The organism is Streptomyces sp. NPDC048420 (assembly GCF_040651535.1).
In the GTDB taxonomy this organism is placed as follows: Bacteria; Actinomycetota; Actinomycetes; order Streptomycetales; family Streptomycetaceae; genus Streptomyces.
Genome location: NZ_JBEZKG010000015.1, coordinates 223,839 through 249,547, shown reverse-complemented (window position 1 = coordinate 249,547; position 25,709 = coordinate 223,839). Strand labels below are relative to the sequence as shown.

Below are 25,709 nucleotides of genomic sequence, written 5' to 3'. Positions count from 1 at the left end.
CTCAGAGATAATGTTGGCGGGGTGGACGAGGAAACCTTCCCGGAAGAGCTGGCCGACGCACTCGTCGGTGTCCAGCGGCTGCTCAGGCGGACCCTGCGTGCCGGACTGACCGTGCCGAGGCTGCGGGGCGCCGAGGTGGAACTGCTGCGTCTGGTTGCTTCGCGGCCCGGGATCGGCGTCTCCGAAGCAGCCAAGGAGCTGCATCTCGCCGGAAACTCCGTCTCGACCCTGGTCAACCAGCTGGTCAAGGAGGGTCACCTGGTCCGCGAGACCGACCCCGCCGACCGGCGCGCCGCCCGTCTGCTGCTCACCGAGAGCGCCGAGGCGCGGCTGCGGGACTGGAAGCAGCGGCGGACCGCGCTCGTCGGACGGCACGTCGCCCGGCTCGACGCGGCCGACCAGGAGGCCCTGCGTGCCGCGCTCCCCGCCCTGCGCGCGCTCGCCGTCACTCTGCACGAGGAGGCCGAGGAATCATGACACCGGAGACCCGAGAAGGACCGCCCCCTGTCGAAGCCGTCGCCTGCACGGGTCTCGTCTACTCCTTCGGCGCGACGAACGCCGTGGACGGACTGGACCTGACCGTGCGAGAGGGCGAGGTCTTCGGGCTGCTCGGCCCCAACGGAGCCGGCAAGACCACCGCCATCCGCTGCATCACCACCCTGCTCCCGGTCCCGGCCGCGATGGTCCGCGTCTTCGGCCGTGACACCGCCGAGGACCCGATGGCCGTACGCCGTCTGCTCGGCTACGTCCCGCAGCAGCTGTCCGCCGACGCGAACCTGACCGGCCGCGAGAACGTCGCCCTGTTCGCCCGCGTCTTCGACGTGGCCCGCAAGGAACGCGCCGAACGCGTCGGACAGGCCCTCGCCGCGGTCGACCTCACCGACGCCGCGGACCGGCTGGCCGGCACCTACTCCGGCGGCATGGTCCGCCGCCTCGAACTGGCCCAGGCCCTGGTCAGCGCGCCCCGGCTGCTCATCCTCGACGAACCGACCATCGGCCTCGACCCGATCGCCCGTACCGGCGTGTGGGAGCACATCAACGCCGTACGCGAGGCGACCGGCATGACCGTCCTGGTGACCACCCACTACATGGACGAGGCCGACCAGTACTGCGACCGGGTCGGCCTCATGCACCGCGGCCGTATCCGCGCACTCGGCACCCCGGAGGAACTGAGGCGGGGACTCGCCGAACAGCGCGGCACCGACACCCTGCCGACCCTGGAGGACGTCTTCCGTGACGTCGCCGGCAGTGGACTCGAAGACGAGGGAGGCGATTTCCGCGATGTCCGAAGCACCCGCCGCACCGCGAACCGTGTCGGCTGACATCGGCCTGTTGCTGAGGCCGCCGGAGCCCCGCGCGGGATGGCGGCTGCTGCCCGCCCGAGTGGTGGCGATGTGCGCGGTGGAGCTGCAGAAGCTGAGCCACGACCGCACCGAGCTCTACACCCGCGCGGTCCAGCCCGCCCTGTGGCTGCTGATCTTCGGCCAGACCTTCACCCGCATCAAGGCGATCCCCACCGAGGGCATCCCCTACATCGACTACCTGGCGCCCGGCATCATCGCCCAGTCCGCGATGTTCATCGCGATCTTCTACGGCATCCAGATCATCTGGGAGCGGGACGCGGGCATCCTCAACAAGCTCCTGGTCACCCCGACCCCGCGCTCGGCGCTGACCACCGGCAAGGCGTTCGCGGCCGGGGTGAAGTCGCTGATCCAGGCCGTCGTCGTGATCGTCATCGCGGCCCTGCTCGGGGTGTCCCTCACCTGGAACCCGCTCAAGCTGCTCGGGGTCGGCGCGATCGTGGTCCTCGGCTCGGCGTTCTTCTCCTGTCTGTCGATGACCATCGCCGGCATCGTGCTCAGCAGGGACCGGCTGATGGGTATCGGGCAGGCCATCACCATGCCGCTCTTCTTCGGCTCCAACGCCCTGTACCCGCTGTCGGTGATGCCGGGCTGGCTCCAGACGGTCAGCAAGGTGAACCCGCTCAGCTACGAGGTCGACGCCCTGCGCGGTCTCCTCCTCGGCACGCGGGCGCACCTGGCGCTCGACTTCGGGGTGCTGGCCCTGGCCGCCGCGCTCGGCATCACCGCGGCCTCCTCGCTCCTGGGTCGCCTGGCCCGTTGATCATGCGTGGGGAACGTGATGTGCGGCACGCCCGCGGAAGGGTTTTTCCGGCCGCTTGGCGGATTCTTCCTGCGCAGGGCTTGATCAGTGATCAAAGGGGGTGAATTCCCTGGCCACAGCGCATTCTGCTCATTTGACAGTGCATTGAGCACACAGATAGGAAGCAGCTCTCTGAGGTCGGAGAGGTGCACTGTGTACGAGCCCAACGTGGTCGGGGACTGGCAGGAGTACGACGAGCATGCCGGTCTGCGGGTCCGCGTCCATCGTCTTGAGGCGGCCGAGCCGCCGCGTGGACGCGACGACGCCGCCGAAGGGCTCACGTACTTCAGCGTCCGCGTGACCATCGAGAACCGCGGTGAGAAGCACCCCACGGTTCACCTGGAGGACGGCCAGATCGACGTGCGGATCGGTCCCGACGGCGAGAGCGCCTTCATCGACTGGCGCAACTCGCAGTTCATCGAGGGCTTCGACGTCTATCCGCTGCGCCGCGCCACCGCCGTGCTGTTCGCGGCCGGACCGGAGGCGAGCCTGAACCAGATCGATGTGCAGATCCAGCTGCGGGTCGACGACGAGTGGGCCGACCGCCGACTGTGGGCGGGCGGCATCGGCCTCGACGAGGGCGCCGCGCACCCGGGTGTGGGCCGTGAGGGCCTGGCCCACCAGGTGAGCAACTTCCTGCGGGACCAGGCCGAAGAGGGCACGGCCTGAACGGCCTTGTGCTCAGTGGGGGATGCCGTCGATGATCTCGCGGGCTCCCTGACGCAGCAGCGCCACGGCGACCGAGGTGCCCAGCGTGGCCGGATCCAGCCGTCCCGCCCATTCGTGGGCGTTCAGCCGGGTCTTGCCGTCCGGGGTGAAGACACAGGCCCGCAGGGAGAGTTCGCCGCTGTGGTCCACGCGGGCGTACCCGGCGATCGGGCTGTTGCAGTGGCCCTGCAGGACGTGCAGGAACATGCGTTCGGCTGTCGCCTCCCGGAAGGTGTCCGGGTCGCCCAGCGCGCTGACCGTGTCGATCAGTTCGGTGTCGTTCTCCCGGCACTGGAGCGCGAGGATGCCCGCGCCGATCGGCGGCATCATCGTCTCGGGGGAGAGGATCTCGCTGATCACGTCCTGGCGGCCGATGCGCTCCAGGCCGGCGGCCGCGAGCAGCAGCGCGTCCGCCTCGCCGGCCTCCAGCTTCGCCAGGCGCCGGTTGGCGTTGCCGCGGAACGGCACGCACTCCAGGTGCGGGTGGGTCGCTGCCAGCTGGGCCACGCGGCGCACCGAGGAGGTCCCGACGCGGGTGCCGTCCGGAAGCTCGTCCAGGGTGAGTCCGCCCGGGTGGATCAGGGCGTCCCGGATGTCGTCCCGCTTCAGGAACGCGGCGAACGTGGTGCCCGCCGGGAGTGGCCGGTCGGCGGGCACGTCCTTCACGCAGTGCACCGCGAGATCCGCCTCGCCGGCCAGCAGCGCGGCGTCGACCTCCTTGGTGAACGCGCCCTTGCCCTCGACCTTCGACAGGTCGCCCATCCACTTGTCACCGGTCGTCTTCACCGGCACGACCTCGGTGCGCACACCGGGGTACAGGGCCGCCAACTCGTTTCTGACACGCTCCACTTGGGCCAGCGCCATCGGCGAGTCGCGGGAGACGATGCGGATCACTTCCGGGAGGGACATGCGGGACACGATAGACCCTGCGGAGGACCGGTGTTTGACGCTCAGGCGGTAACGGGTAGGGAGTAGCGCACTTTTTGCCTGGCGCGGGCGCCCATCCGGTCGTAGAAGCGGATCGCCCCGTCGTTCCAGGTCGGCGTCTGCCACTGCACCTCATCGAGTCCCAGCGCACGGGCCTCGGCCGCCACGGCGTCCATGAGCAGCACACCGAGTCCGAGACCGCGGTGTCCGGGCAGCAGGAACAGACAGTCCATGTGCAGGTATTCGCGGCCCTCCCAGGTGGAGAGCTCCGGCGCGCAGGTGGCGTAGCCGACGAGTTCGCCGTCCGGGTGTTCGGCCACCAGGCAGCGCAGGCGGGGCGCGGGGGTGCCGAAGAGGAGCCCGGCAAGCCGGGTGGGCAGGTCGGCCGGGGGCGGCGCCGCCTTCTCGTACTCCGCGTGCCGGGCGGCGAGTTCGGCGACCGCGGGGAGATCTGCGCGGTCGGCGTGCCGGACGAGGGGCGCCCCGCTCATCGGACGTCTCCCGTGATGGTGTCCGCGCTCCAGACCGTGAGACGGTCGGCGAGCGATCCGGTGCCGTCCAGGACGTGCCGGGAGTACGCGCTCCGCTCGTGCGCGAGTACGGCGGCCTCCCACACGCAGGGCGAGAGTCCCGCCCGGCCGGGCCGCAGCGCGTCGGGCTTGCCCACCGGGCCGACGAAGATCGCCAGGTCCGCCATGTCGCCCTCGATCCAGCTGTGGACGATGACGTAGTCGCCGTCGCCGCCCGCGTGCACGAGCAGGACGGCGAGCCCGAGGGAGCCCCGCAGCGGACCGAGTTCCAGCTGGCGCGCTGCGATGCGCAGCCCGGCCTCGGCGTCCTGGTCCGACACGGTGCGGCCGGGTGCCTCCAGTGCGTACACCTTCACCAGGTGTCCTGCGGCCTCCCTGGTGCCCAACGGGCGGGCCGGACGGGCGTGGTGTGACTCGCCCAGTGCGAGCAGGGCCTCGGTGTCGACGGCGGCGGGCAGTCCCCCATGAAGATCCATTCGGTCATCATCGGACGTCGGGCTCCGGAGCGTCCATCCCTTTGAGCGTCCGCTGCTCCGGTACGGCGGCAACCGGCCACGCCAGGACCACGAGCGCCCCCGCCGTGAGCAGTCCGCCTGCCAGGAACGTGCCGCGTGTCCCGGTCAGCGGCAGCAGCGCGCCGCCGAGCAGGGCACCGGCGGCCACACCCACGTTGAACGCCGCCGAGTTGGCCGCGAGGGCCGTCTCGGTCCGCCCCGGGGCGAACCGCAGCACCTGGCTCTGCGTCGCCATGAACGTCGGCGCCACCGAGGCCCCCAGCAGCATGAGCAGCACGACGGTCGCGACCTGACTGCCACCGCAGGCGTACAGCCCGACCAGAGCAACGGCCTGCCCCGCCACCGGCACGGTGAGCGTGGCCCGCGGATACCGGTCGAGGAGCGGCCCCGTCACCGTGACCCCGGCCAGTGCCGCCGCCCCGAACGCCAGCAGCACGGCGCTGACCGCGTCCCGGCCGAACCCGCTCACCTCGTCCAGGAAGGCCACGACGTACGTGAACCCGGTGAACGCCCCCGTCACCGACAGCGCGGTGGTGGTCAGCACCACCGCGAACCGGAGCCGGTGCGGGGCGGCACCGTACGCCGCATGACTCTCCCGCGGACGCGAGGTCGGCAGCAGTACGGCCACCATGACCAGCGATACGACGGCGAGCGCGCCGAGCACCGCGAACGGCACCCGCCAGCCGCTGTGCCCGCCCAGCCAGGTGCCCGCCGGTACCCCGGCGACCGTGGCCAGCGAACCCCCGACCGACAGCAGTCCGATGATCCGGCCCCGCCGCTCGGGCGGGAAGAGCCCGACCGCGACCGGCCCCATCACCGCCCAGAACAGCGCCTGCGCGAGCGCGGTCGCGACCCGCGCGGCGAGCAGCAGGCCGTACGACGCGGCGGTGAGCGCGGAGAGGCAGCTGGCCGCGGCGAGCACCGCGAGCAGACCGGTCATCAAGTGCCGGCGGGGCACGGACCGGGTGACATGGGCCAGCGGCAGCGAACCGACGGCCACCGCAAGGCCGTAGCCGGTGACCAGCGCGCCCACCGCCGTGAGCGAGACCCGAAGGTCGTCCGCCATCAGGGACAGCAGGCCCACCGGGAGGTTCTCGGTGGTGTTGAAGGTGAACGCCGCCAGCATCAGCGCCGCGACGACGGCGGCCCTGCGCCAGGGGGCCGGACGTACGCTGCCCATCCAAGTGCCTTCCGGGGAGGGGACGAGGGACGGCCAGAGTGCTGCGCCGACGCGCTCGGCTCTACTCTTTCGGTCCAGGACGAATCACCGCCGCCGGGGGGAACGTTGTGCCGCTGACCCTGCGTCTCGGGAACGACGACCTCAGACGGTGCCGGTTCGCTGTCTCCCCGCTGTGCCAGACCCACGAGGCGGTGCGCATGCTCCGCCGGTCCGCCCGGCACGGCTACCACCGGGCCTGGCTGCGCCGCGCGGCCCCTACGGTGGCGGTGCTGGACCTGTCACCGCTGTGGCTGTTCATCCCGCCGGCCGGCGGCTACACCCCCGACTTCCTGGGGCCGCCGCCCAAGGAGCCCTACCCGCGCTTCGAGGACGAACTGGCACGCGTGCGCGCCACCGACCCCGCCCTCGCCCACACCGAGATGTCCCGCTCCCTCGCCTGCACGCCGGGGCTCGCCGACTCGCCGCAGGCCCGGGCCGCCCTGGACGACCCGGCCGCCACCGTACGGCGCCTCGCGGACCTCACCGAGCAGGCCTGGCAGGCTCTGGTCGCCCCGGACTGGCCGCGCCACCGTGCCCTGCTGGAGGCCGACGTCGCGCACCGCTCCCGGCAGATGGCGGACGCGGGACTCGACGCGCTGTTCAACGGTCTGCACCCGGACGTCGACTGGACCGACGGAAGTCTCACCCTGCCCGTGCGCGGCGACCTGAGGGAGGCCCAACTGACCGACGGACGGGGGGTGTTGCTGATGCCGAGCGTGTTCGTCTGGCCGGACGTGGTGAGCGGCTTCGCCCGGCCCTGGCAGCCGACGGTCATCTACCCCGCCCGTGGCATGGGCGGGCTGCACACCGACGAGGTGCCGCGGCCGCCGGAGGCGCTCGCCCGGTTGCTGGGACGCGGGCGGGCCGCCGTCCTCGCCGGGCTGGGTGAGCCGGCCTCGACGACCGACCTGGCCCACCGCCACGGTCTCGCCCCGTCGACCGTCTCCGCCCATCTGTCGGTCCTGCGTGAGGCGGGCCTGCTGAGCTCGCGTCGGCAGGGCCACCAAGTGCTGTACGGGCGGACGCCGTTGGGCGACGCGGTGGTGGCCGGCGTGTGATGCCGGCCCTAGACGAGCGGCTCGCTCATTTCCACCGAGCGCAGAGCGGCCGCCAGGGCCCGATCGTCACCGATGTCCAGGGCCGTGTCGGTGAGCTTGATGACGTGTTCGTCGCCGTGGGCGAGGGCTCGCTCCACCACCTCCTCCGGAGCCAGGCGCGCGGGCGGGGCCCAGGCGACCGGGTCCACGGGGGCGTACATCGCCGTGACCGCGGCCGACGCCGTCCAGGCCGCGTGCAGACTGGGCGCCCACTGGTCACGGGGGAGTGAATCCAGCGTCCGCAGCACGGCGTTGGGGGCCGTCGCCGCGTGGACGAGCGTGGTCGGTTCGCCGTGGCCGTGCGTGGCGTAGCGATGCGTCGCGGCACGGACGAGTTCGGTCAGCCGCTCCTTGGCGAGGTCGGGGCCGGTGACCTCGTCGGCCCAGACGGGCAGTCGGCGTACGGCCGCCAGCCGGTTCCGGAACCCCAGGTGCCCGGGCTCGATCGCCGGTACGACGTCCAGGGCCCGCGCGGCGGTCGTCGCACCCGGCACCGCCACCAGACCGGTCACCGGCTGATGCCGGGCCGCCCAGTAGCCCAGCGCGTGCGCGAGTTCGGTGAGCCGGGGTGCGTTCTCCTCGGCCGCCACGGCGCGTACGGCGTGGCCGACCCGGATGACCGTGTGCGTGGCACCGCCGTACAGGCCGGGAAGCAGCCGTGGCCACCATTCGGCGAGCACGTCCTTCCAGGGGCGTTCGGCGAGGGTGCGGGAGAAATGGTCGGTCCAGTCCGCGATCCGGCGCGGATCACCCAGCGCCGAGGGCCAGTTGTCGTCCGTGACGGGGACCGTGCGGTCGGGGAAGTCCTCCAGCCTGTCCCGGTAGAGGTCCATCCACCGGTGCACCGAGCCGGCCTGTCCGTGCGCGGCGAGCGCCTCGACGACCATGGGGGCGTGGTTGCTCAGCCAGCCCTCTCGTTCCGGGCCCGAGGCGTGGACGCGTTCCAGGGCCTCTTCGAGGTGGCCGCTGGTGTGGGTGGTGCCGCTGGTCTCCATACGGGAGACGCTAGATCGCGGACCGGCGGGGCCGGATCGGGCGCGGGGTGGAAACCGGGGGTACCCGGGTCCTAGGTCCCGCGCCCGATCGTGTGCCTGGATCAGGCGTTGGGGTCGAAGGCGATCCCCGAGGGCTTCGCCGACGTCAGGTGGGCCGCGAAGTTGGCGTCCTTGAGGCCGAAGTTGGCGCTGCCGAAGTCGTAGGCGCTCAGCTTGTCGCGGAGCGCTGTCGACGGGTAGCCGTTCCAGCCGACCAGCGGCGGGTACTGCCAGGTGCCCTTGGCGTTCTCCGGCGGCTCGTCATTGGAGTTGGCCAGCCGGAAGCAGTGGGTGCTGACGCCGTCCTTGTGGTAGACGATCTTCGCGTGAGTGCCGTCGAAGCGGACACCGGAGGCCGCGCTCACCGTGAACGAGCCGTGGTTGGACGTCGACACGTACTGGATCGTGCCGTTCTGCACCCAGATCACGACGTGCTCCCAGTCGTGCCGGTGCCCGCCGATGCTGCTGTTCGCGACCGCCTGGTCCTTCTCGAAGTACAGGCCGTACATGTAGGCGCACCAGCCGTTGTTGCACTTGTAGCGCGAGTACGTGTTGGTGTTGTTCAGGTCCGAGAGGTCGTGGCAGTCGCCGCTGAGCGAACCCGTCGGGTTGAGACCGCCGTTGACGGTGCCGTCGGGACCGATGGCGGGCGACGAGTAACAGCCGTCCGTGTCGTAGTCGAAGGCCGGCTGGTAGGTGTACTCGGCGCTCTCGGCGTTGCTGGGCAGCGCGGCCGGCGGGGCGGCGAACGCGGCCGCGGGGAAGGCGACGACTAGTGCGGCGGCTCCTGCCAGGCCGGTGAACCATCTCGTGCGGTGCTTCTTGAACGACGCTGACGACACCGCGTCCTCCTCGTGGTCCGGCGCAGCCCAACGGCTGTGGGTTACTGGGGAGTTCAGCTTCCCGGCTTTTCATGTCCGCGCCAAGAGGTCGAAGGCGACCTTCCGGTTACGGGCCGCCCAATATTTCGGATCATGGAGGCGGGTCGGGGAGGTCGGCGGCGGATTCCTCCGGTGCCAGGTCGGGGCGGAGCCGCAGCCAGGAGGGCTGACGCAGCAACCCCGCCCGGGTGCGCGTGCTGTAGCGGACCTCGCCGACCAGACGGGGCAGCACCCAGTGCGCGCCCCGGGCCGGCGGGACGGGATCGAAGGGGCACCTGTCCGTCGCGGCGGCGGCCAGCAGTGCGGCGAGTTCGGTCCGTTCCGCCTCGCTCCAGCCGGTGCCCACACTGCCGACGTACCGCAGTCGTCCGCCCGCCCGTTGCCCCACCAGCAGCGCGCCGGGCAGGCCTGTGAGCCGGCCCTTGCCGGGCAGCCAGCCACCCACGATCACGTCCTCGCTGCGCATGTTGCGGATCTTGATCCAGGCCCGGGAACGCACTCCGGGTTCGTACACCGAGTCCAGCCGCTTGCACACCAGGCCCTCCAGCCCGTGTTCACGCGTCGCACGCAGCGCCTGTTCGCCGTGACCGACGAGCGCGCCGGGCGTCGACCAGTGGGGCCCGGCGAGTTCCAGCTTCTCCAGGTGCGCGCGCCGCTGTGCGTAGGGGACGGGGAGGAGTGAGCGCCGGCCGAGATGCATCAGGTCGAACAGCACGAGATGCACGGGTGCTTCGGCCGCCCGGCGCGCGGCCCTGCCGGGGGCGTGGGCCAGCCCCATGCGCGGTTGCAGCAACTGGAAGTCCGCGCGCCCCTGTTCGTCCAGCGCCAGGATCTCCCCGTCGAGCACCGCCGCGGTGGCGCCGAGGACACCGCCGAGGGACCGCAGTTCGGGATAGGCGCCGGTGATCTCCTCCCCGGACCGGGCGCGCAGCACCACGGTGCCGTCTCCGGCGAGGTAGACCACCACCCGCTGACCGTCCTGCTTGGTCTCGTAGGCCCAGCGTGCGTCCTGCGACGCGACCGGCAGGGTGCCGGGCGTGGCCAGCATCGGCGGGATCGTGGGGAGGTTGGTCACGGGTCAGTTGTCGACACGGTCACCGGCTGCCACGCGCCCCGAGCCCGGGTTTCCCCTGAACGGGCGCGGCCCGAGGGCTGTCTCAGACCTCTTGGTACAGATTGACGATGTTGCCGTCCGGGTCCCGCAGCCACACCGACCGGCGCCCCCACGGCTGGGTGGTCGGCGGCTTGAGGATCTCGACACCCCGGGCCGCCAGCTGCGCGTGACGTTCGTCCACGTCGGCGACCCGGAACTCCAGCGTGAACCCTCCGCTCGCCGCGGCGGCCATCGATCCGGGGACCATCGACTCCATGGCCCTGGTGGAGAAGAACGACAGGACGGCGCCCGGGACCGCGACTCGCGCGAAGGGGGCCTCGCCCTCCGCTTCCGCGTCGAGGACCGTCGCGTAGAAGTCGGCGAGCGCCGGGACGTCGTCCGTGATCAGGGCGGTGCCGGTGAAGTGGGGCTGCATCCGGGCATCGTAGGCGGACGGTCGGACGGACGGTCAGAAGGGCGGTCGGACACCAGGGGTTGGCGGTGCCCGTGCCGACGAGGTCAGATGATGCCGCCGTTGGCCCGCAGCACCTGCCCGTTGACCCAGTGACCGGCCGGGCTCACCAGGAACGACACGACGCTGGCGATGTCCTGAGGCGTTCCCAGCCGCTCCAGTGGAGGTTGGGCCGCGAGGCGGGCGACGGTCTCCTCGTCCTTGCCGTCGAGGAAGAGGTCGGTCGCGGTCGGGCCGGGGGCCACCGCGTTGACGGTGACGTCACGGCCGCGCAGCTCACGCGCGAGGATCAGGGTGACGGCCTCGACCGCGCCCTTTCCGGCCGCGTAGGCGCCGTAGCCGGGGAAGGCCAGCCCGACGACCGAGCTGGAGAGGTTGACGAGCGCCCCGCCCGGGCGCAGCCGGCGTGCGGCCTGCTGGTCGACGACGAAGGTGCCGCGGATGTTGGTGCGGTACAGGGCGTCGAGCTCGGCGAGGTCGAGTTCGGCGATCGGGGACAGGGCCATCCGGCCCGCGGAGTGGACCACCGCGTCGACACCGCCGTACGTGGCCTCCGCCAGGTCGAACAGTTCGGCCGTCTCGGTCTCGTCGCCGACGTCCGCGCGGGCGGCGTACGCGGTGCCGCCGGCCTTCTCGATGGCGGCCAGGGTCTCGTCGGCCGCGTCCTTGTTGCCCGCGTACCCGACGACGACCGCGAACCCGTCGGTGGCGAGCTGCTGGGCGATCTGGCGTCCGATGCCGCGCGATGCGCCCGTCACGATCGCGACGCGTTGCTGTGTCCTGGACTGAGTGGTCATACCGCATCCCTTGTTAGCGTTGCTACGACTGACTCGTATCGACGATAACACGGATTCGTAGCGATGGTAACCCCTGTCTCGTATCGCCGCTACGAATGCCGTACGGTGGGGGCATGGATGCGAGGGAAAAGATCCTGGAGGCGGCCACCGAGCTGCTGGCCGGGGCGTCGGCGGCCGATGTCTCCACGCGGGCCGTGTGCGAGAGGGCCGGGGTGGGCGCCCCGATGCTCTACCGGCTCTTCGGCGACAAGGCGGGCCTTCTGGCGGCCGTGGTCGACCGGGGATTCGAGCAGTACCTCGCGTCCAAGCGGGCGGCGCGGCCGAGCGGCGATCCGGTCGAGGACCTGAAGCGGGGCTGGGACACACATATGCGCTTCGCGCTGGAGCACCCCAGCCACTACCGCCTGATGTACTCGCCCGAGCTGACCGTGCCCCCGGCCGCGGCCCAGGAGGCGCATGACCTGCTCCACGGCATCCTCGAGCGCTGCGCGGCCGAGGGGCGGCTGACCGTGCCGCCCGCGCTGGCCACGCAGATGATCATGTCCGCCAACGTCGGGGCCGCCCTGTCGGTGCTGACCAGACCCGAGCAGTACGCCGACGCCAAGTTCTCGCAGCGGCTGCGTGACGCGGTGCTGGACTCGGTGACCCTGCCCGCCGGCACCGAGGTGCCCCCGGACGGGGGATCGGTGCCCGTCGCCGCCGCCACGCTGGCGGCCCGGCTGCGTTCCGACCTTCCGCCGACGTTGACGACGGCCGAGTCGGCGCTGCTTCAGCAGTGGCTGGAGAAGCTCTCCGCGAGGTGAGGCGCCGACGTTCCCCGGGCGTCAGCGTTCCCCGGGCGTCAGCGTCCCCCGGGTGGCAGCGCCTGCACCAGGCCGGACTGATAGGCCATGACGACGAGCTGGGCGCGGTCCCGGGCACCCAGTTTCGTCATCGCGCGATGGACGTGGGTGCGGACCGTCAGGGGGCTGACGAAGAGCTTCTCCGCGATCTCCTCGTTGGAGTGCCCCTCGGCGACCCAGGCCATCACCTCGCGCTCCCGGGTGGTGAGGCCGGTCAGGTCGTCGGCGGCCGCGAGCCGGGTACCGAGCCCCGGGGCCGCGAGGAAGCGGGTGATCAGGGTGCGGGTGGCGCCGGGGGAGAGCAGGGAGTCACCGGCCGCCACGGTCCTGATGCCGTCGAGCAGGGCCTCCGCGGTGACGTCCTTGCCGAGGAATCCGCTGGCCCCGGACCGCAGCGCCTGGGCGACGTACTCGTCGATCTCGAAGGTGGTCAGGATCAGCACCCGCACGTCGGACAGCTTCGGATCCGCGCAGATCACGGACGTGGCGGCCAGACCGTCGGTCCCCGGCATACGGATGTCCATCAGGATCACGTCGGGCCGGTGGATGCGTGCGAGGTCCACCGCCGCGGCGCCGTCGGTGGCCTCCGCGACCACCTCCATGTCGTCGCACGAGTCGATCAGGATCCGGAAGGTCGCCCGCAGCAGGGCCTGGTCGTCGGCGAGCAGTACGCGGATGGTCATGGGGTCCGTTCTTGACGTTCCGGGGCGGCGGGGACGTGGCGGTGGCGGAGGCTCTCGCCACCGAGCAGGGACGCGGGCAACCGCGGTGCGGCCGTGACCGCGACGACCGTACGGACGTGGTCGTCGGCGTAGCGACGCAAAGGGATGCTCATCGGCTCTCCGGTCGTGTCCTGGAACCATGGTGGCCGATGTCCGCCGGGTGCGGCCGCCGCGATCCGGCCCGACGGTCCGGATGGCTCCCCAGTGTCCCCGGGGCGGACCCGCTCGTCGTCGTACGTTCGTCGACAATCACGCCTACTGAGTACGTAGTACGGGCGAGGTGGGCGTCCTCCCTGGGCAGGACGGAGACGGGGCAGGACGGAGACGGAGCAGGACGGAACGCCTGGCGGTGGACGCCGGGTGCCTGTCGGTCGACGCCCGGTGTCCGGTGCCTGGCGCTTGACGGCCGGTGCCCACGGCCCGCACCTACGGCCGGTACCTGACACCGAAGCCCAACGGTCACCGGCCGCCGAGCGCCAGCCGTCACGCGCGGGCGTCAGCGTCCCGAAGGTGTTCCGGCCGAAGCCTCCGCGCAGGCCGGTGCCGGAGGCGTCGTCGGGGTCGCGGTGCGCGGGCGCGGGATGAAGGCGGCGATGGCGAAGGCAAGGAGTGCGGCACCCGCGCCGATCGCCATGACCGTCTTGCAGCCGGTCTCGGACGGCAGCGCGTAGCCGCCCAGCTCGATGGTCATCTGCGCCAGGACGACACCGGCGATGGCGCTCGCGCAGGACGTACCGATGGACCGCATCAGGGTGTTGAGGCTGTTCGCGGCGGCCGTCTCCGAGGTGGGCACCGCGCCCATGATCAGCGCGGGCGTGGAACCGTACGTGAACCCGATGCCGGCGCCGATCACACAGGAGACCAGCACCAGGTGCCAGACCTCGGACATCAGCACGATGTTCAGCCCGTGGCCGGCCGCCACGATCAGCGCGCCGATCATCAGTGTCACCTTGGGGCCCTTGGCCTTGGAGACGGCCGCGGAGACCGGCGCCGTCCACATGGCGATCACGGCCGCGCCGAGCGCGCCGAGATGGCCCGCCTTCTGATCGTGCACATGGCCGCCGACCGCGAGAGGGCCCTCGCCGAGAACACCCCGACACCCCGCGCCAACTGGCACGACGCCGCCACCGGCCTCGGTGACGCCGTGGTCGCCATGTGGACGGCGCAGGTCACGCCGACCCCGTAAAGGAGTACTTGAGTCAGGCAAGGGGAGCGCTAGGGTGGGCGCATCCCCCCCACGAACGGTCTCGTCCATGCACGGCAGTTCCCGGGAGAGACCGGCACTCGCCCGCGGTGCCGGTCAGCGCCTCCTGCCTGGCCGATGTGGCGGAACTGGGCCGCACACGGCCGGTGTTGGCCCGTCGGCCGCCGGTGCTCCTGCTGGTCGACTACGAGTCCCTGGACCGGATCGTCCCCGAACTCGGCCTGGGGAAGCGGGACTACGTCACCAAACCGTTCCGCGTGGCCGACATCCTGGCCCGGGTGCAGGTCCTCCTGCGAGGCGCGGGTGCGGGACCGGCCCGGGACCACGAGCTGCGCTACCGCGATCTCGTCCTGGACGACACCCGGTGCGAGGCCCGGCGCGGTCCGCGCACCCTCGACCTCACGCCCGCCGAGTACCGGCTGCTGCGCCATCTCCTGGTCAACGCCCACCGGGTGCTGTCCAAGGAGCAGATCGGCCGGTACGTCTGGGGCGACCACCGCGGCGACAACGCGATCGAGCAACTCGTCTCCCGGTTGCGGCGCAAGGTCGACCAGGACGTTCCCGGGCTGATCCACACCCGTCGTGGCTTCGGGTACTGGCTGGGGCGAGTCGACGCCGAGGCCAACTCCCAGAACGGCCAGGGATGTTGACGGTGGCGTGATCTGGGTCACGTCAGCTTCCTGTCAGGTTACTGACGGGAAGGCGTCAGCCCCGTCTGTTTGCATGTGCGTGCATCGAGGCCTCGACACTTCGCCCCGGCGCTCCGCCCTCCCACCCCGCGGAGCCCCCACCACCGAGGAGAACCATGGCCGACACACTGGCCGGTCCGCCGCATGACACCGCGGACCCCGCCCCCGAGTTCCCCATGCCCCGCGCCGCCCGCTGCCCCTTCGACCCGCCGCCCGGCCTCAAGGAGCTCCAGGAGCAGGGGCCGCTGACGAAGGTCCGCCTCTGGGACGGCAGCGAGCCGTGGCTCGTGACCCGCTACGCCGAGCAGCGGGCGATCCTCGGCGACGCCCGGGTCAGCGCCGACACCGACCGGCCCGGCTACCCGACCAAGACCGACTCCGCGGCCGGTGACGGCAAGCTCAGCTTCATCATGATGGACGATCCCGAACACGCCCGGCTGCGCCGGATGGTGACGGCGCCCTTCGCCGTCAGGAAGGTGGAGGCCCTGCGGCCCGCCGTGCAGCGGATCGTGGACGGTCTGATCGACGAGGTGCTCGCCGGCCCCCGACCGGTCGACCTCGTCGAGGCGTTCGCGCTGCCGATCCCGTCGCTGGTCATCTGCGAACTGCTCGGCGTCCCCTACGGCGACCACGCGATGTTCCAGGAGAACACCAAGACGATGGTCCGCACGACCGCGACCCCCGAGGAGCGCGGCGTGGCCACCCGGGAGATCGCCGGATACCTCGCGGGTCAGCTCGCCGATCGGCTCACCGAGCCGAAGGACGACCTGCTCTCGAGCATCGCCGGACGCGTCGCCGCGGGCGAGCTGACCCACGGACAGGCCACGGAGATGGCACTGCTCCTGCTGATCGCCGGGCACGAGACCACCGCGAACATGATCACGCTGGGCACCGCCGCCCTCCTCGAACACCCGGATCAGCTGGCCCTGTTGCGCGAGACCGACGACCCGAAACTGGTCGCCTCCGCGGTCGAGGAACTGCTGCGCTACCTCCACATCACGCACCTGGGGCGGCGCCGCGCGGTCACGGAGGACATCCAGATCGCCGGGCAGGTCATCAGGGCCGGTGAGGGCGTGATCATGGTCAACGAGATCGGCAACCGCGACCCGCAGGTCTTCGAGGATCCCGACCGCCTCGACCTCACCCGCGACGCCCGCCGCCATGTCGCGTTCGGTTTCGGCGTCCACCAGTGCCTGGGCCAGCCGCTGGCCCGCATGGAGCTCCAGGTCGTCTACGGCACGCTCTACCGGCGCATCCCCACCCTGAAGCTCGCCTGCGCCCTTGAGGACGTGAAGTTCAAGCACGACGCGTTCATCTACGGCATCCACGAACTGCCGGTGGCCTGGTGACGGTTTCCCGTCCGCACACGAACCACGACCACGAGACAGGTAAGGGAATCCCATGAAGGTGGAGCTGGAAGCCGACAAGTGCGTCGCCTCGGGACAGTGCGTGGTCGCCGCCATGGACGTCTTCGACCAGGACGACGACGGCATCGCGATCCTGCTGGCGGAGGAGGTCGGCGACGACCAACTCGACGACGTCAAGGAAGCCATCGCGGTCTGCCCGGCCGCCGCCATCCGGCTGTCCCGCCAGTGAGGCGGATCGCCGTCGTCGGAGCCTCCGCCGCCGGGCTCGCGGCGGTCGAGACGCTGCGGCGTGAGGGGTACGACGGCATGCTCACCCTCGTCGGTGACGAGCCCGAAGCCCCCTATGACCGACCGCCGTTGTCCAAGCAGATCCTGGCCGCGGAGTGGGAGCCCGACCGGCTCGCCCTGCGCACCTCGGCCGACCTGGGCGCACTCGACCTCGACCTGCGGCTCGGCGTGGCGGCGACGGGCCTCGAACTCGTGGGCTGCACGGTGCGGTTGGCGGACGGCTCCGAGGTGCCGTACGACGGACTGGTCATCGCGACCGGTGTGCGGCCACGCCGTCTGCCCGGAGAGGCCGCCCATGTGCTGCGCACCCTCGACGACGCGCTGACGCTGCGGGAGCGGCTGACGCCGGGTCGCCGGTTGGTCGTGGTGGGCGCTGGTTTCCTCGGCGCGGAGGCCGCCACGGTCGCCTGGCGCCTCGGTGCCGAGGTGACCCTCCTCGAACCCGCCGCCGTCCCGCTGGCCCACGGGGTCGGCGCGGAGGTCGGGCGGATGCTGGCCCAGGCCCATGTGGACCGGGGCGTGGACCTGCGGTGCGGGGTCACGGTGACCGAGGTGACGGAGGACGGGGTCCGGCTCGCCGACGGCGAGGTCGTCGACGCGGAGGAGGTGCTCGTCGCCATCGGCTCACTGCCCAACACCGACTGGCTCGACGGCAGCGGGCTCGCGGTGGGCGACGGGGTGGTGTGCGACGAGTACTGCGAGGCCGCGAAGAACGTGTACGCGGCCGGTGACGTCGCCCGCTGGTGCAACCCCCTGTTCGGCACCTCGATGCGGATCGAGCACCGCACCAACGCGGCCGAACAGGGCATGGCCGCGGCCCGCAACCTGCTCGCCGCCGAAGGCGCCCGCAAGCCGTTCGCGCCGGTTCCCTACTTCTGGTCCGACCAGTACGACATGAAGATCCAGGCCTACGGCTTCCTGCGCGGCCACGACGAAGTCGCCGTCGTGGAGGGCGACTTGGCGGAGCGCCGGTTCGTCGCCGCCTACCGCACCGGCGACCGCGTCAGCGGCGCCCTCGCGGTCGGCATGCCGCCCAAGGCGATCCGCCAGTGGCGGCAGGCCATCGTCACCGGGGCGGCCTGGCGCGAGACCGTGGGGGCCGAAGGCTGAGTGTTTCGTGGGGCGCCGGCAGACACAGCCGTCGGCGCCCCGGCTGCCGGCGGCCCAACTGACAGGGACGTCCCCGTCGGCCGTCGTCCAGCCGGGCAGCCGCGCGGAGCGGGGTCCGGCTCCCCGGTACCGCTCCCGCACCGCATCGCAGGACAGGCCCTCGCCGGCCGCCACGCCTCCAGGCGCTGAAGGCCCGCCGCACTTTACTTGAGTTACGCAACAAGATGGTAAACTGGCGAGTATGTCCTCACAGCCGCTCCCAGACGTCCCCGCGTCCCAGGAAGTCATCGAGATCGAGCGGGCGCTCACCCGCATCACCTACCTGAGCACCCGCGCAAGGCAGCACGACCGGCTGATGTCCCTCGCCGAGGTGCCTCTGGACCGTGCCGCCGTGGCCCTGCTGCGCCAGGTCGCCGACACCGAGCCGATGCGCCCCGGGGAACTTGCGGCCCGCCTGGGAGTGGAGGCCTCCCACGTCACCCGCACCGTCCAGCAGCTGCAGAAGTCGGGGTACGTCACCCGCGTCCCCGACCCCGACGACCGGCGCGCCCAGCGGATCCAGCTCACCGAGACCGGGCGGCAGGCGATCGACCGTATCCGTGACGCCGGCGCCCGAGGCATGCAGCTGGCCCTGGCGGACTGGTCGCCCGAGGAGCTCCGCCAGCTCGCCGGCCTCTTCCACCGCATGGTCGACGACTTCCTGTCCTACACCGTGGACGACGAGAGCGAGGAGAGGACGCCGGCCGGAACGGCCTGAGGCTCACCCCGTCGGAAGAGGCGACCTGGCCGGCGAAGGCTCGCGCAGACCCCGCAGCAGCAGGCCGCCCAGCGCGGGCAACGCCACCAACGGCAGCAGCGCGGTCCGCAGCGACGTGGCGTCGGCCAGCGCCCCCACCACCGGGGCGGCCAGCCCGCCGACGCTCACCGTCAGTCCCAGCGTGACCCCGCTCGCCGTGCCCACCCGCCCCCGCAGGTAGTCCTGACCGAGGGTGACGTGCAGGCAGAACGGCACGTACAGGCCCGCCGAGGCCAGGGCGACGAACGGATACACCGCCGGGCCGGGGACCAGAACCACCCCGGCCACCGCGAGTACGGTCAGCGCGTACGCCCGCCGCACCACCGCGAGGCGCCCGTACCGGTCGGCGAGCCGGCCCCCGAGTACCGTCCCCACGGCACCGCCCGCGTACAGCACGCACAGCGCCGCCGTACCGGCCATGTTCCCGCCGCCGGTGCGCTCACGGACGTACAACGAGACGAACGCGCTCAGTCCGACGAACACGACCGACCGGCAAACCACCGCGCACGAGAGCCGTAGGAACGACGGCCAGTCGTCGTCCCCGGTGCCTTCGAACGAAGGGTCGGCCGTCGCGCGGACCCGGGACGCGCGCACCGCCGCCATACACAGCGCTGCTCCCGCCACGGCCGGAACGGCCAGCAGGGGAGAGGCGTCCAGGCCGCCCGTGGCGATCACGGCGGCGACCAGCGGCGGGGTCAGTGCGAAGCCCACGTTCCCGCCGAGGGCGAACCACCCCATGCCCCGGTTGCCCCCGGGAGCGACGGCACGTGCGGCCCGGGCGGCCTCCGGATGGTAGGCCGCGACCCCGATCCCGGACACGGCGACCGCCGCCAGGGTGAGCGGACAGGAGCCGAGGACCCCGCTCAGGGCGACTCCGGCACCGGCGGTCAGCGCGCTCAGCGGCAGCAGCCATGGCATCGCCCACCGGTCGGTGAGCGCACCGAACAGCGGCTGGACGACCGACGACAGCAGGGACGCGGCCAGGACGACGCCCGAGGCGGCCGCATATGAGTAGGCGCGCTCCGCGACGAAGAACGGCACCAGGGCGGCCACGGTCCCCTGGTACACGTCGACGTAGGCGTGGCCGAGGGATCAGCGTCCGCCACACGCCCGTGGCGCTCACGCGTGCCCAGCAGCTCGCCGCCGGTGCCCGCATCGACGCCCACCGGCACGACGACCACCAGATCGTCTACGCGGGCTCCGGGCTCCTCGCCGTCACCACCGACGCCGGGACCTGGTTCGCGCCCGGCACCCGTGCCATCTGGGTCCCGGCGGGCACCGTCCACGCCCACCGCGCCCACGGCCGGCTCGACCTGCACCTCGTCGGTCTGCCCGCCGACGACAACCCGCTCGGTCTTGACGCCCCGACCGTCCTCGCCGTGGGCCCGCTGCTGCGCGAGCTGATCTTTGCCTACACCCGCGACCCCGACGAGGACAGCCCCGAGCGCGGCCGCCTCCTCGCCGTCCTGCGCGACCAGTTGGGTGCCTCGCCCCAGCAGCCCCTGCGGCTGCCCACCCCCACCGATCGCCGTCTCGCCGCGGTCTGCGCGCTCGTCCACGCCGACCCCGCCGACCCGCGCACCCTGGCCGCGCTGGGCGCCGCGACCGGAGCCTCGGAGCGCACCCTGAGCCGCCTCTTCCGCGGTGAGCTCGGTATGACCTTCCCGCAGTGGCGCACCCAGTCACGCCTCTACCACGCCCTGCGGATGCTCGCCGACGACGTCCCCGTCACGACCGTCGCCCACCGCTGCGGCTGGTCCTCCGCGAGCACCTTCATCGACGTCTTCCGCCGCTCCTTCGGCTGTACCCCGGGCACCCACAACCGCCGTTCCCGGTAGGGCGGAGGCCGCTGTCCAAGCTGCTTGTACCGTCCAGTAATGTGCGCGGCAGCCCCCCAGGAGGAGGAACCGTGCCACGGTCCCCACGCTCACCCCTGTTGCTCGCCGGCCTGCTGGCCACGGCGGGCGTCGCCCACTTCGCCGCACCGCGCTCGTTCGACGCGACCATCCCGAAGGCTCTGCCCGGCAAGCCCCGGACCTGGACCCACGCGAGCGGTGCCGTGGAACTCGCGCTGGCCGCCGGTCTGGCGCTGCCGCGGACCAGGCGTACCGCCGCCCTCGCCTCGGCCGCCTTCTTCGTCGGGGTGTTCCCCGCCAACGTCAAGATGGCCGTCGACTGGCGCCACCGCCCCACCCCGCAGAAGGCGGCGGCCCTCGGCCGGCTGCCGCTGCAACTGCCGCTCGTGCTGTGGGCACGCAGCATCGCGAAGAACGCGGAGGTCCAGGCATGAGCAAGGCGATGGAGATCGGCGACACCGTCGAGGACTTCGAGCTCCCCGACGAGACCGGCACCGACCGCAAGCTGTCGGAACTGCTCGCCGACGGCCCGGTGGTGCTCTTCTTCTACCCGGCCGCCCTGACCGCCGGCTGCACCGCGGAGGCCTGCCACTTCCGCGACCTCGCCGCCGAGTTCGCCGCGGCCGGCGCCCGGCCCGTGGGCATCAGCGGCGACACCGTCGAACGCCAGCAGGAGTTCGCAGGGCGTCACACCCTCGGCATGCCCCTGCTGTCCGACGTCGACGGCGCCATACGCGAGCGGTTCGGCGTCAAGCGCGGCTTCTCCATGGCACCCACCAAGCGCGTCACCTTCGTCATCGCCGAGGACCGTACGGTCCTGGAGGTCGTCCGCAGCGAGCTGCGCATGAACACCCACGCCGACCGCGCCCTCGAGGCCCTGCGCGCACACCGCAAGTGACGGACGGGGCCCGGTTGCTCCGTTTCGGTTGATGCGGTCTGACAATAGGACCATCCTGGACGATATGGAGCACGTCTCCGCTACGGCGGTCACCGACGCCGCAGGCGTTGTGACGGGGTGGAGCGAGGGTGCCCGGCGGCTGACGGGACGCACGGCCGAGGAGGTCGTGGGGCGGGCGGCACGGGAGCTGCTCGCCGAGGACCCGCCGGGACCGGCCGTGGCGGCTCTGAAGGGGACCGTCGTACTGCGCCACCGCGACGGTTCCCCTCTCACGCTCTTCGTGGAGGCGTGCCCCGTCCAGGGCGGCGACGGCACCCCCACCGGCTATGTGATCACCGCCCGGCCGCCCGCCGACGGGGAGTCGACGCTGGCTGGGCAGGCCTTCCAGCAGGCCTCCATGTCCATGTCGGTCTTCGACACCCGGCAGCACTATCTGCGCCTCAACGACGTGGCCTGCCGGGTGATGGGCGTGTCCGAGGAAGCCCTCCTGGGCCGCTTCTTCTCGGACACCGTCGAGGACGCCGAACACAGCCGCGGGTTCCTGGCCAACCTGCGCCAGGTCGCCGAGACCGGCAGGCCGGCCCGCTACGAGAGCTTCACCGGCGCGCCCGCCCTCAACCGCGAACACGCCTGGACCTGCGAGATGTGGCCCGTCCGCGACAACAACTCGGCAGAACTGACCGGTGTCGCGTTGGCCGCCTTCGACAGCAGCGACCAGTACTGGGCCCGGCAGCGGCTGGCCCTGCTCAACGAGGCGGCGGCCGTCATCGGCACCACTCTGGACGTGGTGCGCACCTGCGAGGAGCTCGTCGAACTCCTCGCACCCCGCTACGCCGACTTCGTCAGCGTCGACCTTCTGGAATGGGTCCTCGGCGCGGACGAGCCGCCGACCGCCCTCGAAGGGGACATCGTGCTGCGCCGCGTCGCCCACGGCTCCGGCCACGAGGGCACCCCGGAGGCCGCCGTCCACCTGGGCGAGTCGGACGTCTACCCCTCCTTCTCACCTCCCGCGCGAGCCCTCCGCGACGGCCGGGCGGCCATCAGCCAGGCCGGTGAACCCGACTTCATGCGCTGGGTCGCCGAACGCAACGCCCGTGCCCCCGCCGGACGCGCCTACCGCAAGGGCGTCCACTCCATGCTCGCCGTGCCGCTCAAAGCCCGCGGCACCACCTTGGGCGTGGTGGTCGCCGTGCGCATCGCCCACCCCGACGACTACAGCGACGACGACGCCGTCCTCGGCGAGGAACTCGCGAGCCGGGCCGCCGTCTGCATCGACAACGCCCGCCGCTTCGCCCGCGAGCGCACCACCGCGCTGGCCCTGCAGAACAGCCTCCTGCCACGCGGCCTGCCCGGACAGGCCGCGGTGGAGGTCGCCCACCGCTATCTGCCCTCGGGGTCGCTGGCCGGCATCGGCGGCGACTGGTTCGACGTCATCCCGCTCTCCGGCAGCCGCGTCGCCCTCGTCGTCGGGGACGTCGTCGGCCACGGCATACCGTCCTCGGCCACCATGGGCCGCCTGTGCACGGCCGTGCGCACCCTCGCCGACGTCGACCTGCCGCCCGACGAACTCCTCACCCACCTCGACGACCTGGTCACCCACCTCGCCTCCGACGACCGCCCCGACGCGGGGGGCGAGGTCGCCGAGCTCGGCGCGACCTGCCTCTACGCCGTCTACGACCCGGTCTCGCGCCGCCTCACCGCGGCCGCCGCCGGCCACCCGCCGCCCGCCGTGGTCCTGCCCGACGGCACCACACAGCTCGTGCCCCTGGCCGCCGGACCGCCGCTCGGCGTCGGCGGTCTGCCCTTCGAGGCCACGGAGATCCAACTGCCCGAGGGCGCTGTCGTCGCCCTGTACACCGACGGCCTCATCGAGGACCGGGACCGCGACGTCGACCACGCCATCGACGAACTCTGCCGCGCGCTGACCGCGAGGACCGACACCCTCGACGACCTGTGCGACACGGTCCTGAAGGCCGTACTGCCCGAAGAACCGAGCGACGACGTGGCCCTGCTGCTGGCCCGCACCCGGGCCCTCGGCGCCGACCGGGTCGCCACCTGGGACGTCGAGCCGGACCCCGCGCACGTCGCCGCGACCCGGCAGGCCGCGAACGAACAACTCGCCGCCTGGGGACTGGAGGAGACCTCCTTCGTCACCGAGCTCGTCGTCAGCGAACTGGTCACCAACGCCATCCGCTACGGCGAACCGCCCATCCAGCTACGGCTGATCCGCGACCGCACCCTCATCTGCGAGGTCTCCGACGGCAGTTCCACTTCCCCGCACCTGCGGCGCGCCCACGCCTACGACGAGGGCGGCCGCGGGCTCCTGCTGGTCGCCCAGCTCACCCAGCGCTGGGGGAGCCGGCAGACCGGCAGCGGCAAGACGATCTGGGCGGAGCAGTCGCTGGAACCGCCGGAGTTCTGATCAGCTCACTGGAACGAGCAGCCGGGGTTCGGCACGTCCTCCGAGTACGGCGAGCCGTGCGGCAGCACGTACAGCACCTCCAGGACCAGCGTCGTGTCGCCCTCGTTGCGGCCGAGATGGACATCGCTCGGGCCGCCCGGCTCGCGTACGACGGTGCCCTGCGGGTAGACGCCGTCCACAGCGCAGTCGGCGTGGTAGTGGGTGAGGGTGCCCTGCTTGACGTACCCGTAGACGAGGCCGTCGTGGTAGTGCCAGCCGGTTGCCTGGCCCGGCGGAACGGTGATCTCTCTGAGGACGTAGTCGGTGTCGCCCACGGTCTTCTGGGCGATCAGCGTGCCGACTACTCCGGGGCCGGGCGGGGTCGCCTGGGCGGTGCCGCCGACGAGGACGGTGGCGGTGACGACCGCGCCGGCGATGGCGGTGCGGAGCGCGTTGCGCATACGGAAGGCCTCCTGGCTCGGGTTCATGAGCGACGACGTGCCACAGGGAACGCCGCCGTGAGTGTCGCTGTGAACATAGAGGCACAGAAGGCCAGTTGGGGTGTTGTTCGACGGATCTTCCGGTTCAGGACTCCTCGGCGGCGACCTGGGCGAGGGTACGGCCGGTCCGCGCCGAGCGCGCCCTGCGCGGATCCGGGGTGCCGTGTCCGCGGGCCCCGCCCTCGGCCGTCTTCACCAGGAGCCAGTTGTCCTCACGGAAGCGGGTCAGCGCGTACGCGCCGTGCAGCTTCGCCCCGTGCAGCCGGAAGGTAGCGTGCCCCCGCTCCAGCGACTCCGCGAAGTCGACGGGGTGACCCTTCCTGTCGTGGCTCAGCGGCTCGTAGCTCCCGTGGTCCCAGACGATCACGGTGCCGCCGCCGTACTCGCCCTCGGGGATCACGCCCTCGAACTCCTCGTACTCCAGGGGATGATCCTCCGTGGGCACGGCGAGCCGCTTGTCCTTGGGGATGTCGGAGGGGCCCTTGGGGATCGACCAGGACTTCAGCACGTCGTCGACCTGGAGACGGAAGTCGAAGTGCATCGTGCTCGCGTCATGGATCTGCACGACGAACCGCGGCTCGGCGCCTGCGCGCCCTTCCCGGCCCTCGGGCTCGCCGGTCCTTCGGAAATCCCGCTTGCCGTGGTAGTCCCGCAGTCGCTCACTCATGGGCCCCGAGTGCCCCTCCCACGGCTCAGAACTCCTCGTGCACCTCCGGGTCGCCACCGAGGCGCCGGTGCTCACGGTCGCCGATCGCCGCCATCTCGGCCTCGCTCAGCTCGAAGCCGAACACGTCGAGGTTCGCGCGCTGCCGCTCGGGGTCGCCGGACTTCGGGATCGGCAGGGCGCCGAGCTGGATGTGCCAGCGCAGGATCGCCTGACCGGGCGTGACCCCGTGCGCCTCGGCGACGCGGGCCACGGCCGGGTCGTCCAGCAGGTCGGAGCCGCGGCCCAGCGGGCTCCAGCTCTCGGTGACGATGCCCTTGTCGGCGTGGTGGGCCCGCAGCCCCTCCTGCGGGAAGAAGGGGTGCAGCTCGATCTGGTTGACGGACGGCAGGACCCCGGTCTCCTTCTCCAGCCGCTCGATGTGCGCGGCCGTGAAGTTGGAGACCCCGATCGACCGTACGAGGCCGTCCTCACGCAGCTTGATCATGGCCTTCCACGAGTCGACGTACTTGTCGACACGGGGGAGCGGCCAGTGGATCAGATACAGGTCCACGTACTCCAGGCCCAGCCGGGCGCGGGACTCCTCGAAGGACGCCAGGGTCTCCTCGTAGCCGTGGTGCCTGCCGGGGAGCTTCGTCGTCACGACGATCTCCTCGCGCGGGACCCCGGCGGTGACCACGCCACGGCCGACACCGGTCTCGTTCTGGTAGTTCGTCGCCGTGTCGAGAAGCCGGTACCCGCCTTCCAGAGCGGTGCCGACCGCCCGCTCCGCCTCGGCGTCGTCCATCGGCCAGGTGCCCAGCCCGAGGGCGGGGATCTCCGTACCGTCGTTGAGCGTGTGCGTCGGGATGCTGATCACTTGCGGACCTTCCCTTGACTGTGTCGTCCCCCCAGCCTCACGGATGGGGGGAGCGGCGACCAACCGGGCGGTCTCCA

The 25,709-nt window shown here is 71.9% G+C and carries 30 protein-coding genes and 2 pseudogenes; 16 read left to right on the top strand and 16 right to left on the bottom strand.

Annotation, left to right across the window (positions count from 1 at the left end):
* The first annotated feature begins 21 nt into the window (after positions 1-21).
* From AB0D34_RS28820 to AB0D34_RS28805, 4 genes are all read left to right on the top strand, one after another.
* The gene (locus tag AB0D34_RS28820; protein ID WP_362666355.1) at positions 22-477 is read left to right on the top strand and encodes a MarR family transcriptional regulator; all 456 of its coding nucleotides are present in this window, start codon (positions 22-24) and stop codon (positions 475-477) included.
* The gene (locus tag AB0D34_RS28815) at positions 474-1,322 is read left to right on the top strand and encodes an ATP-binding cassette domain-containing protein (protein WP_362666353.1); all 849 of its coding nucleotides are present in this window, start codon (positions 474-476) and stop codon (positions 1,320-1,322) included. Before AB0D34_RS28820 ends, AB0D34_RS28815 begins: the two co-directional genes overlap by 4 nt.
* Complete coding sequence (locus AB0D34_RS28810; protein WP_362666351.1) at positions 1,282-2,124, top strand: ABC transporter permease; 843 nt, start codon at positions 1,282-1,284, stop codon at positions 2,122-2,124. The genes AB0D34_RS28815 and AB0D34_RS28810 overlap by 41 nt, the downstream gene beginning before the upstream one ends.
* 192 nt (positions 2,125-2,316) lie before the next feature.
* Positions 2,317-2,832 (top strand): hypothetical protein, encoded by a 516-nt coding sequence (locus AB0D34_RS28805; RefSeq protein WP_362666348.1) that lies wholly within the window; start codon positions 2,317-2,319, stop codon positions 2,830-2,832.
* Positions 2,833-2,844: 12 nt separating this feature from the next.
* Here AB0D34_RS28805 and hemC read toward each other — a convergent pair whose 3' ends face one another.
* Genes hemC through AB0D34_RS28785 form a run of 4 tightly spaced genes read right to left on the bottom strand, consistent with a single transcriptional unit; the run spans position 2,845 to position 6,023 of the window.
* Positions 2,845-3,780, bottom strand: coding sequence for a hydroxymethylbilane synthase (gene hemC, locus AB0D34_RS28800; RefSeq protein WP_362666346.1), 936 nt, complete (start codon positions 3,778-3,780; stop codon positions 2,845-2,847).
* A gap of 41 nt (positions 3,781-3,821) precedes the next feature.
* Positions 3,822-4,289: a GNAT family N-acetyltransferase gene (locus AB0D34_RS28795; protein WP_362666343.1), complete on the bottom strand. Its 468-nt coding sequence runs from the start codon at positions 4,287-4,289 to the stop codon at positions 3,822-3,824.
* Positions 4,286-4,804 (bottom strand): hypothetical protein, encoded by a 519-nt coding sequence (locus AB0D34_RS28790; RefSeq protein WP_362666341.1) that lies wholly within the window; start codon positions 4,802-4,804, stop codon positions 4,286-4,288. Before AB0D34_RS28790 ends, AB0D34_RS28795 begins: the two co-directional genes overlap by 4 nt.
* Positions 4,805-4,811: 7 nt before the next feature.
* Positions 4,812-6,023: an MFS transporter gene (locus AB0D34_RS28785; protein WP_362666339.1), complete on the bottom strand. Its 1,212-nt coding sequence runs from the start codon at positions 6,021-6,023 to the stop codon at positions 4,812-4,814.
* Between the two features lie 107 nt (positions 6,024-6,130).
* Here AB0D34_RS28785 and AB0D34_RS28780 point away from each other — a divergent pair, with 107 nt between their 5' ends.
* A complete protein-coding gene (locus AB0D34_RS28780; RefSeq protein WP_362666336.1) occupies positions 6,131-7,120 on the top strand; it encodes a DUF5937 family protein in 990 nt (329 codons plus the stop codon).
* Between the two features lie 8 nt (positions 7,121-7,128).
* Here the strand turns inward: AB0D34_RS28780 and AB0D34_RS28775 are convergent, their stop codons facing one another.
* The 5 genes from AB0D34_RS28775 to AB0D34_RS28755 all read right to left on the bottom strand — a co-directional run bounded on the left by AB0D34_RS28775 (position 7,129) and on the right by AB0D34_RS28755 (position 11,436).
* Positions 7,129-8,154 carry a questin oxidase family protein gene (locus AB0D34_RS28775; RefSeq protein WP_362666333.1) on the bottom strand — a complete coding sequence of 342 codons (1,026 nt, stop codon included), beginning with the start codon at positions 8,152-8,154 and terminating at the stop codon, positions 7,129-7,131.
* A 101-nt stretch (positions 8,155-8,255) separates the two neighbouring features.
* Entirely contained in the window at positions 8,256-9,035 is a 780-nt protein-coding gene (locus AB0D34_RS28770) for an NPP1 family protein (protein ID WP_362666330.1), read from the bottom strand.
* Positions 9,036-9,165: 130 nt separating this feature from the next.
* The gene (gene ligD, locus AB0D34_RS28765) at positions 9,166-10,122 is read right to left on the bottom strand and encodes a non-homologous end-joining DNA ligase (protein ID WP_362666405.1); all 957 of its coding nucleotides are present in this window, start codon (positions 10,120-10,122) and stop codon (positions 9,166-9,168) included.
* 109 nt (positions 10,123-10,231) lie between these two features.
* Positions 10,232-10,603 carry a VOC family protein gene (locus tag AB0D34_RS28760; RefSeq protein WP_362666328.1) on the bottom strand — a complete coding sequence of 124 codons (372 nt, stop codon included), beginning with the start codon at positions 10,601-10,603 and terminating at the stop codon, positions 10,232-10,234.
* Positions 10,604-10,686: 83 nt separating this feature from the next.
* Entirely contained in the window at positions 10,687-11,436 is a 750-nt protein-coding gene (locus AB0D34_RS28755) for an SDR family oxidoreductase (protein ID WP_362666326.1), read from the bottom strand.
* A gap of 113 nt (positions 11,437-11,549) precedes the next feature.
* On the opposite strand from AB0D34_RS28755, the gene AB0D34_RS28750 reads away from it, so the two are divergent.
* Positions 11,550-12,239 carry a TetR/AcrR family transcriptional regulator gene (locus AB0D34_RS28750; RefSeq protein ID WP_362666324.1) on the top strand — a complete coding sequence of 230 codons (690 nt, stop codon included), beginning with the start codon at positions 11,550-11,552 and terminating at the stop codon, positions 12,237-12,239.
* Between the two features lie 38 nt (positions 12,240-12,277).
* Here AB0D34_RS28750 and AB0D34_RS28745 read toward each other — a convergent pair whose 3' ends face one another.
* The 3 genes and pseudogenes from AB0D34_RS28745 to AB0D34_RS28735 form a co-directional block, all read right to left on the bottom strand.
* Entirely contained in the window at positions 12,278-12,961 is a 684-nt protein-coding gene (locus AB0D34_RS28745) for a response regulator transcription factor (protein WP_362666322.1), read from the bottom strand.
* Complete coding sequence (locus tag AB0D34_RS28740; RefSeq protein ID WP_362666320.1) at positions 12,958-13,113, bottom strand: hypothetical protein; 156 nt, start codon at positions 13,111-13,113, stop codon at positions 12,958-12,960. Before AB0D34_RS28740 ends, AB0D34_RS28745 begins: the two co-directional genes overlap by 4 nt.
* Before the next feature lie 383 nt (positions 13,114-13,496).
* A pseudogene (locus AB0D34_RS28735) lies at positions 13,497-13,991 on the bottom strand (MFS transporter); the annotation flags it as partial.
* A 21-nt stretch (positions 13,992-14,012) separates the two neighbouring features.
* Between AB0D34_RS28735 and AB0D34_RS28730 the strand changes: the two are divergent.
* From AB0D34_RS28730 to AB0D34_RS28705, 6 genes and pseudogenes are all read left to right on the top strand, one after another.
* Positions 14,013-14,186, top strand: a pseudogene (locus AB0D34_RS28730) (TetR family transcriptional regulator); the annotation flags it as partial.
* 107 nt (positions 14,187-14,293) lie between these two features.
* Positions 14,294-14,854, top strand: a complete 561-nt coding sequence (locus AB0D34_RS28725) for a response regulator transcription factor (protein ID WP_362666318.1) — start codon at positions 14,294-14,296, stop codon at positions 14,852-14,854.
* A 155-nt stretch (positions 14,855-15,009) separates the two neighbouring features.
* Positions 15,010-16,242 carry a cytochrome P450 gene (locus tag AB0D34_RS28720; protein ID WP_362666315.1) on the top strand — a complete coding sequence of 411 codons (1,233 nt, stop codon included), beginning with the start codon at positions 15,010-15,012 and terminating at the stop codon, positions 16,240-16,242.
* A 52-nt stretch (positions 16,243-16,294) separates the two neighbouring features.
* A complete protein-coding gene (locus AB0D34_RS28715) occupies positions 16,295-16,489 on the top strand; it encodes a ferredoxin (protein WP_362666313.1) in 195 nt (64 codons plus the stop codon).
* Positions 16,486-17,658 carry an FAD-dependent oxidoreductase gene (locus tag AB0D34_RS28710; RefSeq protein WP_362666310.1) on the top strand — a complete coding sequence of 391 codons (1,173 nt, stop codon included), beginning with the start codon at positions 16,486-16,488 and terminating at the stop codon, positions 17,656-17,658. The genes AB0D34_RS28715 and AB0D34_RS28710 overlap by 4 nt, the downstream gene beginning before the upstream one ends.
* Before the next feature lie 241 nt (positions 17,659-17,899).
* Positions 17,900-18,415 (top strand): MarR family transcriptional regulator, encoded by a 516-nt coding sequence (locus tag AB0D34_RS28705; RefSeq protein WP_362666308.1) that lies wholly within the window; start codon positions 17,900-17,902, stop codon positions 18,413-18,415.
* A gap of 3 nt (positions 18,416-18,418) precedes the next feature.
* Here the strand turns inward: AB0D34_RS28705 and AB0D34_RS28700 are convergent, their stop codons facing one another.
* Complete coding sequence (locus tag AB0D34_RS28700; RefSeq protein ID WP_362666306.1) at positions 18,419-19,507, bottom strand: MFS transporter; 1,089 nt, start codon at positions 19,505-19,507, stop codon at positions 18,419-18,421.
* Between the two features lie 38 nt (positions 19,508-19,545).
* Here AB0D34_RS28700 and AB0D34_RS28695 point away from each other — a divergent pair, with 38 nt between their 5' ends.
* The 4 genes from AB0D34_RS28695 to AB0D34_RS28680 all read left to right on the top strand — a co-directional run bounded on the left by AB0D34_RS28695 (position 19,546) and on the right by AB0D34_RS28680 (position 23,630).
* A complete protein-coding gene (locus AB0D34_RS28695) occupies positions 19,546-20,292 on the top strand; it encodes a helix-turn-helix transcriptional regulator (protein WP_362666403.1) in 747 nt (248 codons plus the stop codon).
* A gap of 71 nt (positions 20,293-20,363) precedes the next feature.
* Positions 20,364-20,744, top strand: a complete 381-nt coding sequence (locus tag AB0D34_RS28690) for a DoxX family protein (protein ID WP_362666304.1) — start codon at positions 20,364-20,366, stop codon at positions 20,742-20,744.
* A complete protein-coding gene (locus tag AB0D34_RS28685; protein WP_362666302.1) occupies positions 20,741-21,208 on the top strand; it encodes a peroxiredoxin in 468 nt (155 codons plus the stop codon). The genes AB0D34_RS28690 and AB0D34_RS28685 overlap by 4 nt, the downstream gene beginning before the upstream one ends.
* A 64-nt stretch (positions 21,209-21,272) precedes the next feature.
* A complete protein-coding gene (locus tag AB0D34_RS28680) occupies positions 21,273-23,630 on the top strand; it encodes a SpoIIE family protein phosphatase (RefSeq protein ID WP_362666299.1) in 2,358 nt (785 codons plus the stop codon).
* A gap of 5 nt (positions 23,631-23,635) precedes the next feature.
* Here AB0D34_RS28680 and AB0D34_RS28675 read toward each other — a convergent pair whose 3' ends face one another.
* From AB0D34_RS28675 to AB0D34_RS28665, 3 genes are all read right to left on the bottom strand, one after another.
* Positions 23,636-24,070, bottom strand: a complete 435-nt coding sequence (locus AB0D34_RS28675) for a cupin domain-containing protein (protein ID WP_362666401.1) — start codon at positions 24,068-24,070, stop codon at positions 23,636-23,638.
* Between the two features lie 124 nt (positions 24,071-24,194).
* Complete coding sequence (locus tag AB0D34_RS28670) at positions 24,195-24,776, bottom strand: DNA polymerase ligase N-terminal domain-containing protein (RefSeq protein ID WP_362666297.1); 582 nt, start codon at positions 24,774-24,776, stop codon at positions 24,195-24,197.
* A gap of 25 nt (positions 24,777-24,801) precedes the next feature.
* On the bottom strand, positions 24,802-25,632 hold the full coding sequence (locus AB0D34_RS28665; RefSeq protein WP_362666294.1) for an aldo/keto reductase: 831 nt from the start codon (positions 25,630-25,632) through the stop codon (positions 24,802-24,804).
* Between the last annotated feature and the right edge of the window lie 77 nt (positions 25,633-25,709).

Bases quoted from the DNA above. Each gene is read 5' to 3' on its own strand.
- AB0D34_RS28750 (WP_362666324.1), top strand. From the start codon at position 11,550: ATGGATGCGAGGGAAAAGATCCTGGAGGCGGCCACCGAGCTGCTGGCC.
- AB0D34_RS28715 (WP_362666313.1), top strand. From the start codon at position 16,295: ATGAAGGTGGAGCTGGAAGCCGACAAGTGCGTCGCCTCGGGACAGTGC.
- AB0D34_RS28815 (WP_362666353.1), top strand. From the start codon at position 474: ATGACACCGGAGACCCGAGAAGGACCGCCCCCTGTCGAAGCCGTCGCC.
- AB0D34_RS28680 (WP_362666299.1), top strand. From the start codon at position 21,273: ATGGAGCACGTCTCCGCTACGGCGGTCACCGACGCCGCAGGCGTTGTG.
- AB0D34_RS28745 (WP_362666322.1), bottom strand. From the start codon at position 12,961: ATGACCATCCGCGTACTGCTCGCCGACGACCAGGCCCTGCTGCGGGCG.
- AB0D34_RS28670 (WP_362666297.1), bottom strand. From the start codon at position 24,776: ATGAGTGAGCGACTGCGGGACTACCACGGCAAGCGGGATTTCCGAAGG.
- AB0D34_RS28790 (WP_362666341.1), bottom strand. From the start codon at position 4,804: ATGGATCTTCATGGGGGACTGCCCGCCGCCGTCGACACCGAGGCCCTG.
- AB0D34_RS28785 (WP_362666339.1), bottom strand. From the start codon at position 6,023: ATGGGCAGCGTACGTCCGGCCCCCTGGCGCAGGGCCGCCGTCGTCGCG.
- AB0D34_RS28795 (WP_362666343.1), bottom strand. From the start codon at position 4,289: ATGAGCGGGGCGCCCCTCGTCCGGCACGCCGACCGCGCAGATCTCCCC.
- AB0D34_RS28760 (WP_362666328.1), bottom strand. From the start codon at position 10,603: ATGCAGCCCCACTTCACCGGCACCGCCCTGATCACGGACGACGTCCCG.
- AB0D34_RS28740 (WP_362666320.1), bottom strand. From the start codon at position 13,113: ATGAGCATCCCTTTGCGTCGCTACGCCGACGACCACGTCCGTACGGTC.
- AB0D34_RS28675 (WP_362666401.1), bottom strand. From the start codon at position 24,070: ATGCGCAACGCGCTCCGCACCGCCATCGCCGGCGCGGTCGTCACCGCC.
- AB0D34_RS28775 (WP_362666333.1), bottom strand. From the start codon at position 8,154: ATGGAGACCAGCGGCACCACCCACACCAGCGGCCACCTCGAAGAGGCC.
- AB0D34_RS28810 (WP_362666351.1), top strand. From the start codon at position 1,282: ATGTCCGAAGCACCCGCCGCACCGCGAACCGTGTCGGCTGACATCGGC.
- ligD (WP_362666405.1), bottom strand. From the start codon at position 10,122: ATGCTGGCCACGCCCGGCACCCTGCCGGTCGCGTCGCAGGACGCACGC.
- AB0D34_RS28685 (WP_362666302.1), top strand. From the start codon at position 20,741: ATGAGCAAGGCGATGGAGATCGGCGACACCGTCGAGGACTTCGAGCTC.
- hemC (WP_362666346.1), bottom strand. From the start codon at position 3,780: ATGTCCCTCCCGGAAGTGATCCGCATCGTCTCCCGCGACTCGCCGATG.
- AB0D34_RS28705 (WP_362666308.1), top strand. From the start codon at position 17,900: ATGTCCTCACAGCCGCTCCCAGACGTCCCCGCGTCCCAGGAAGTCATC.
- AB0D34_RS28755 (WP_362666326.1), bottom strand. From the start codon at position 11,436: ATGACCACTCAGTCCAGGACACAGCAACGCGTCGCGATCGTGACGGGC.
- AB0D34_RS28720 (WP_362666315.1), top strand. From the start codon at position 15,010: ATGGCCGACACACTGGCCGGTCCGCCGCATGACACCGCGGACCCCGCC.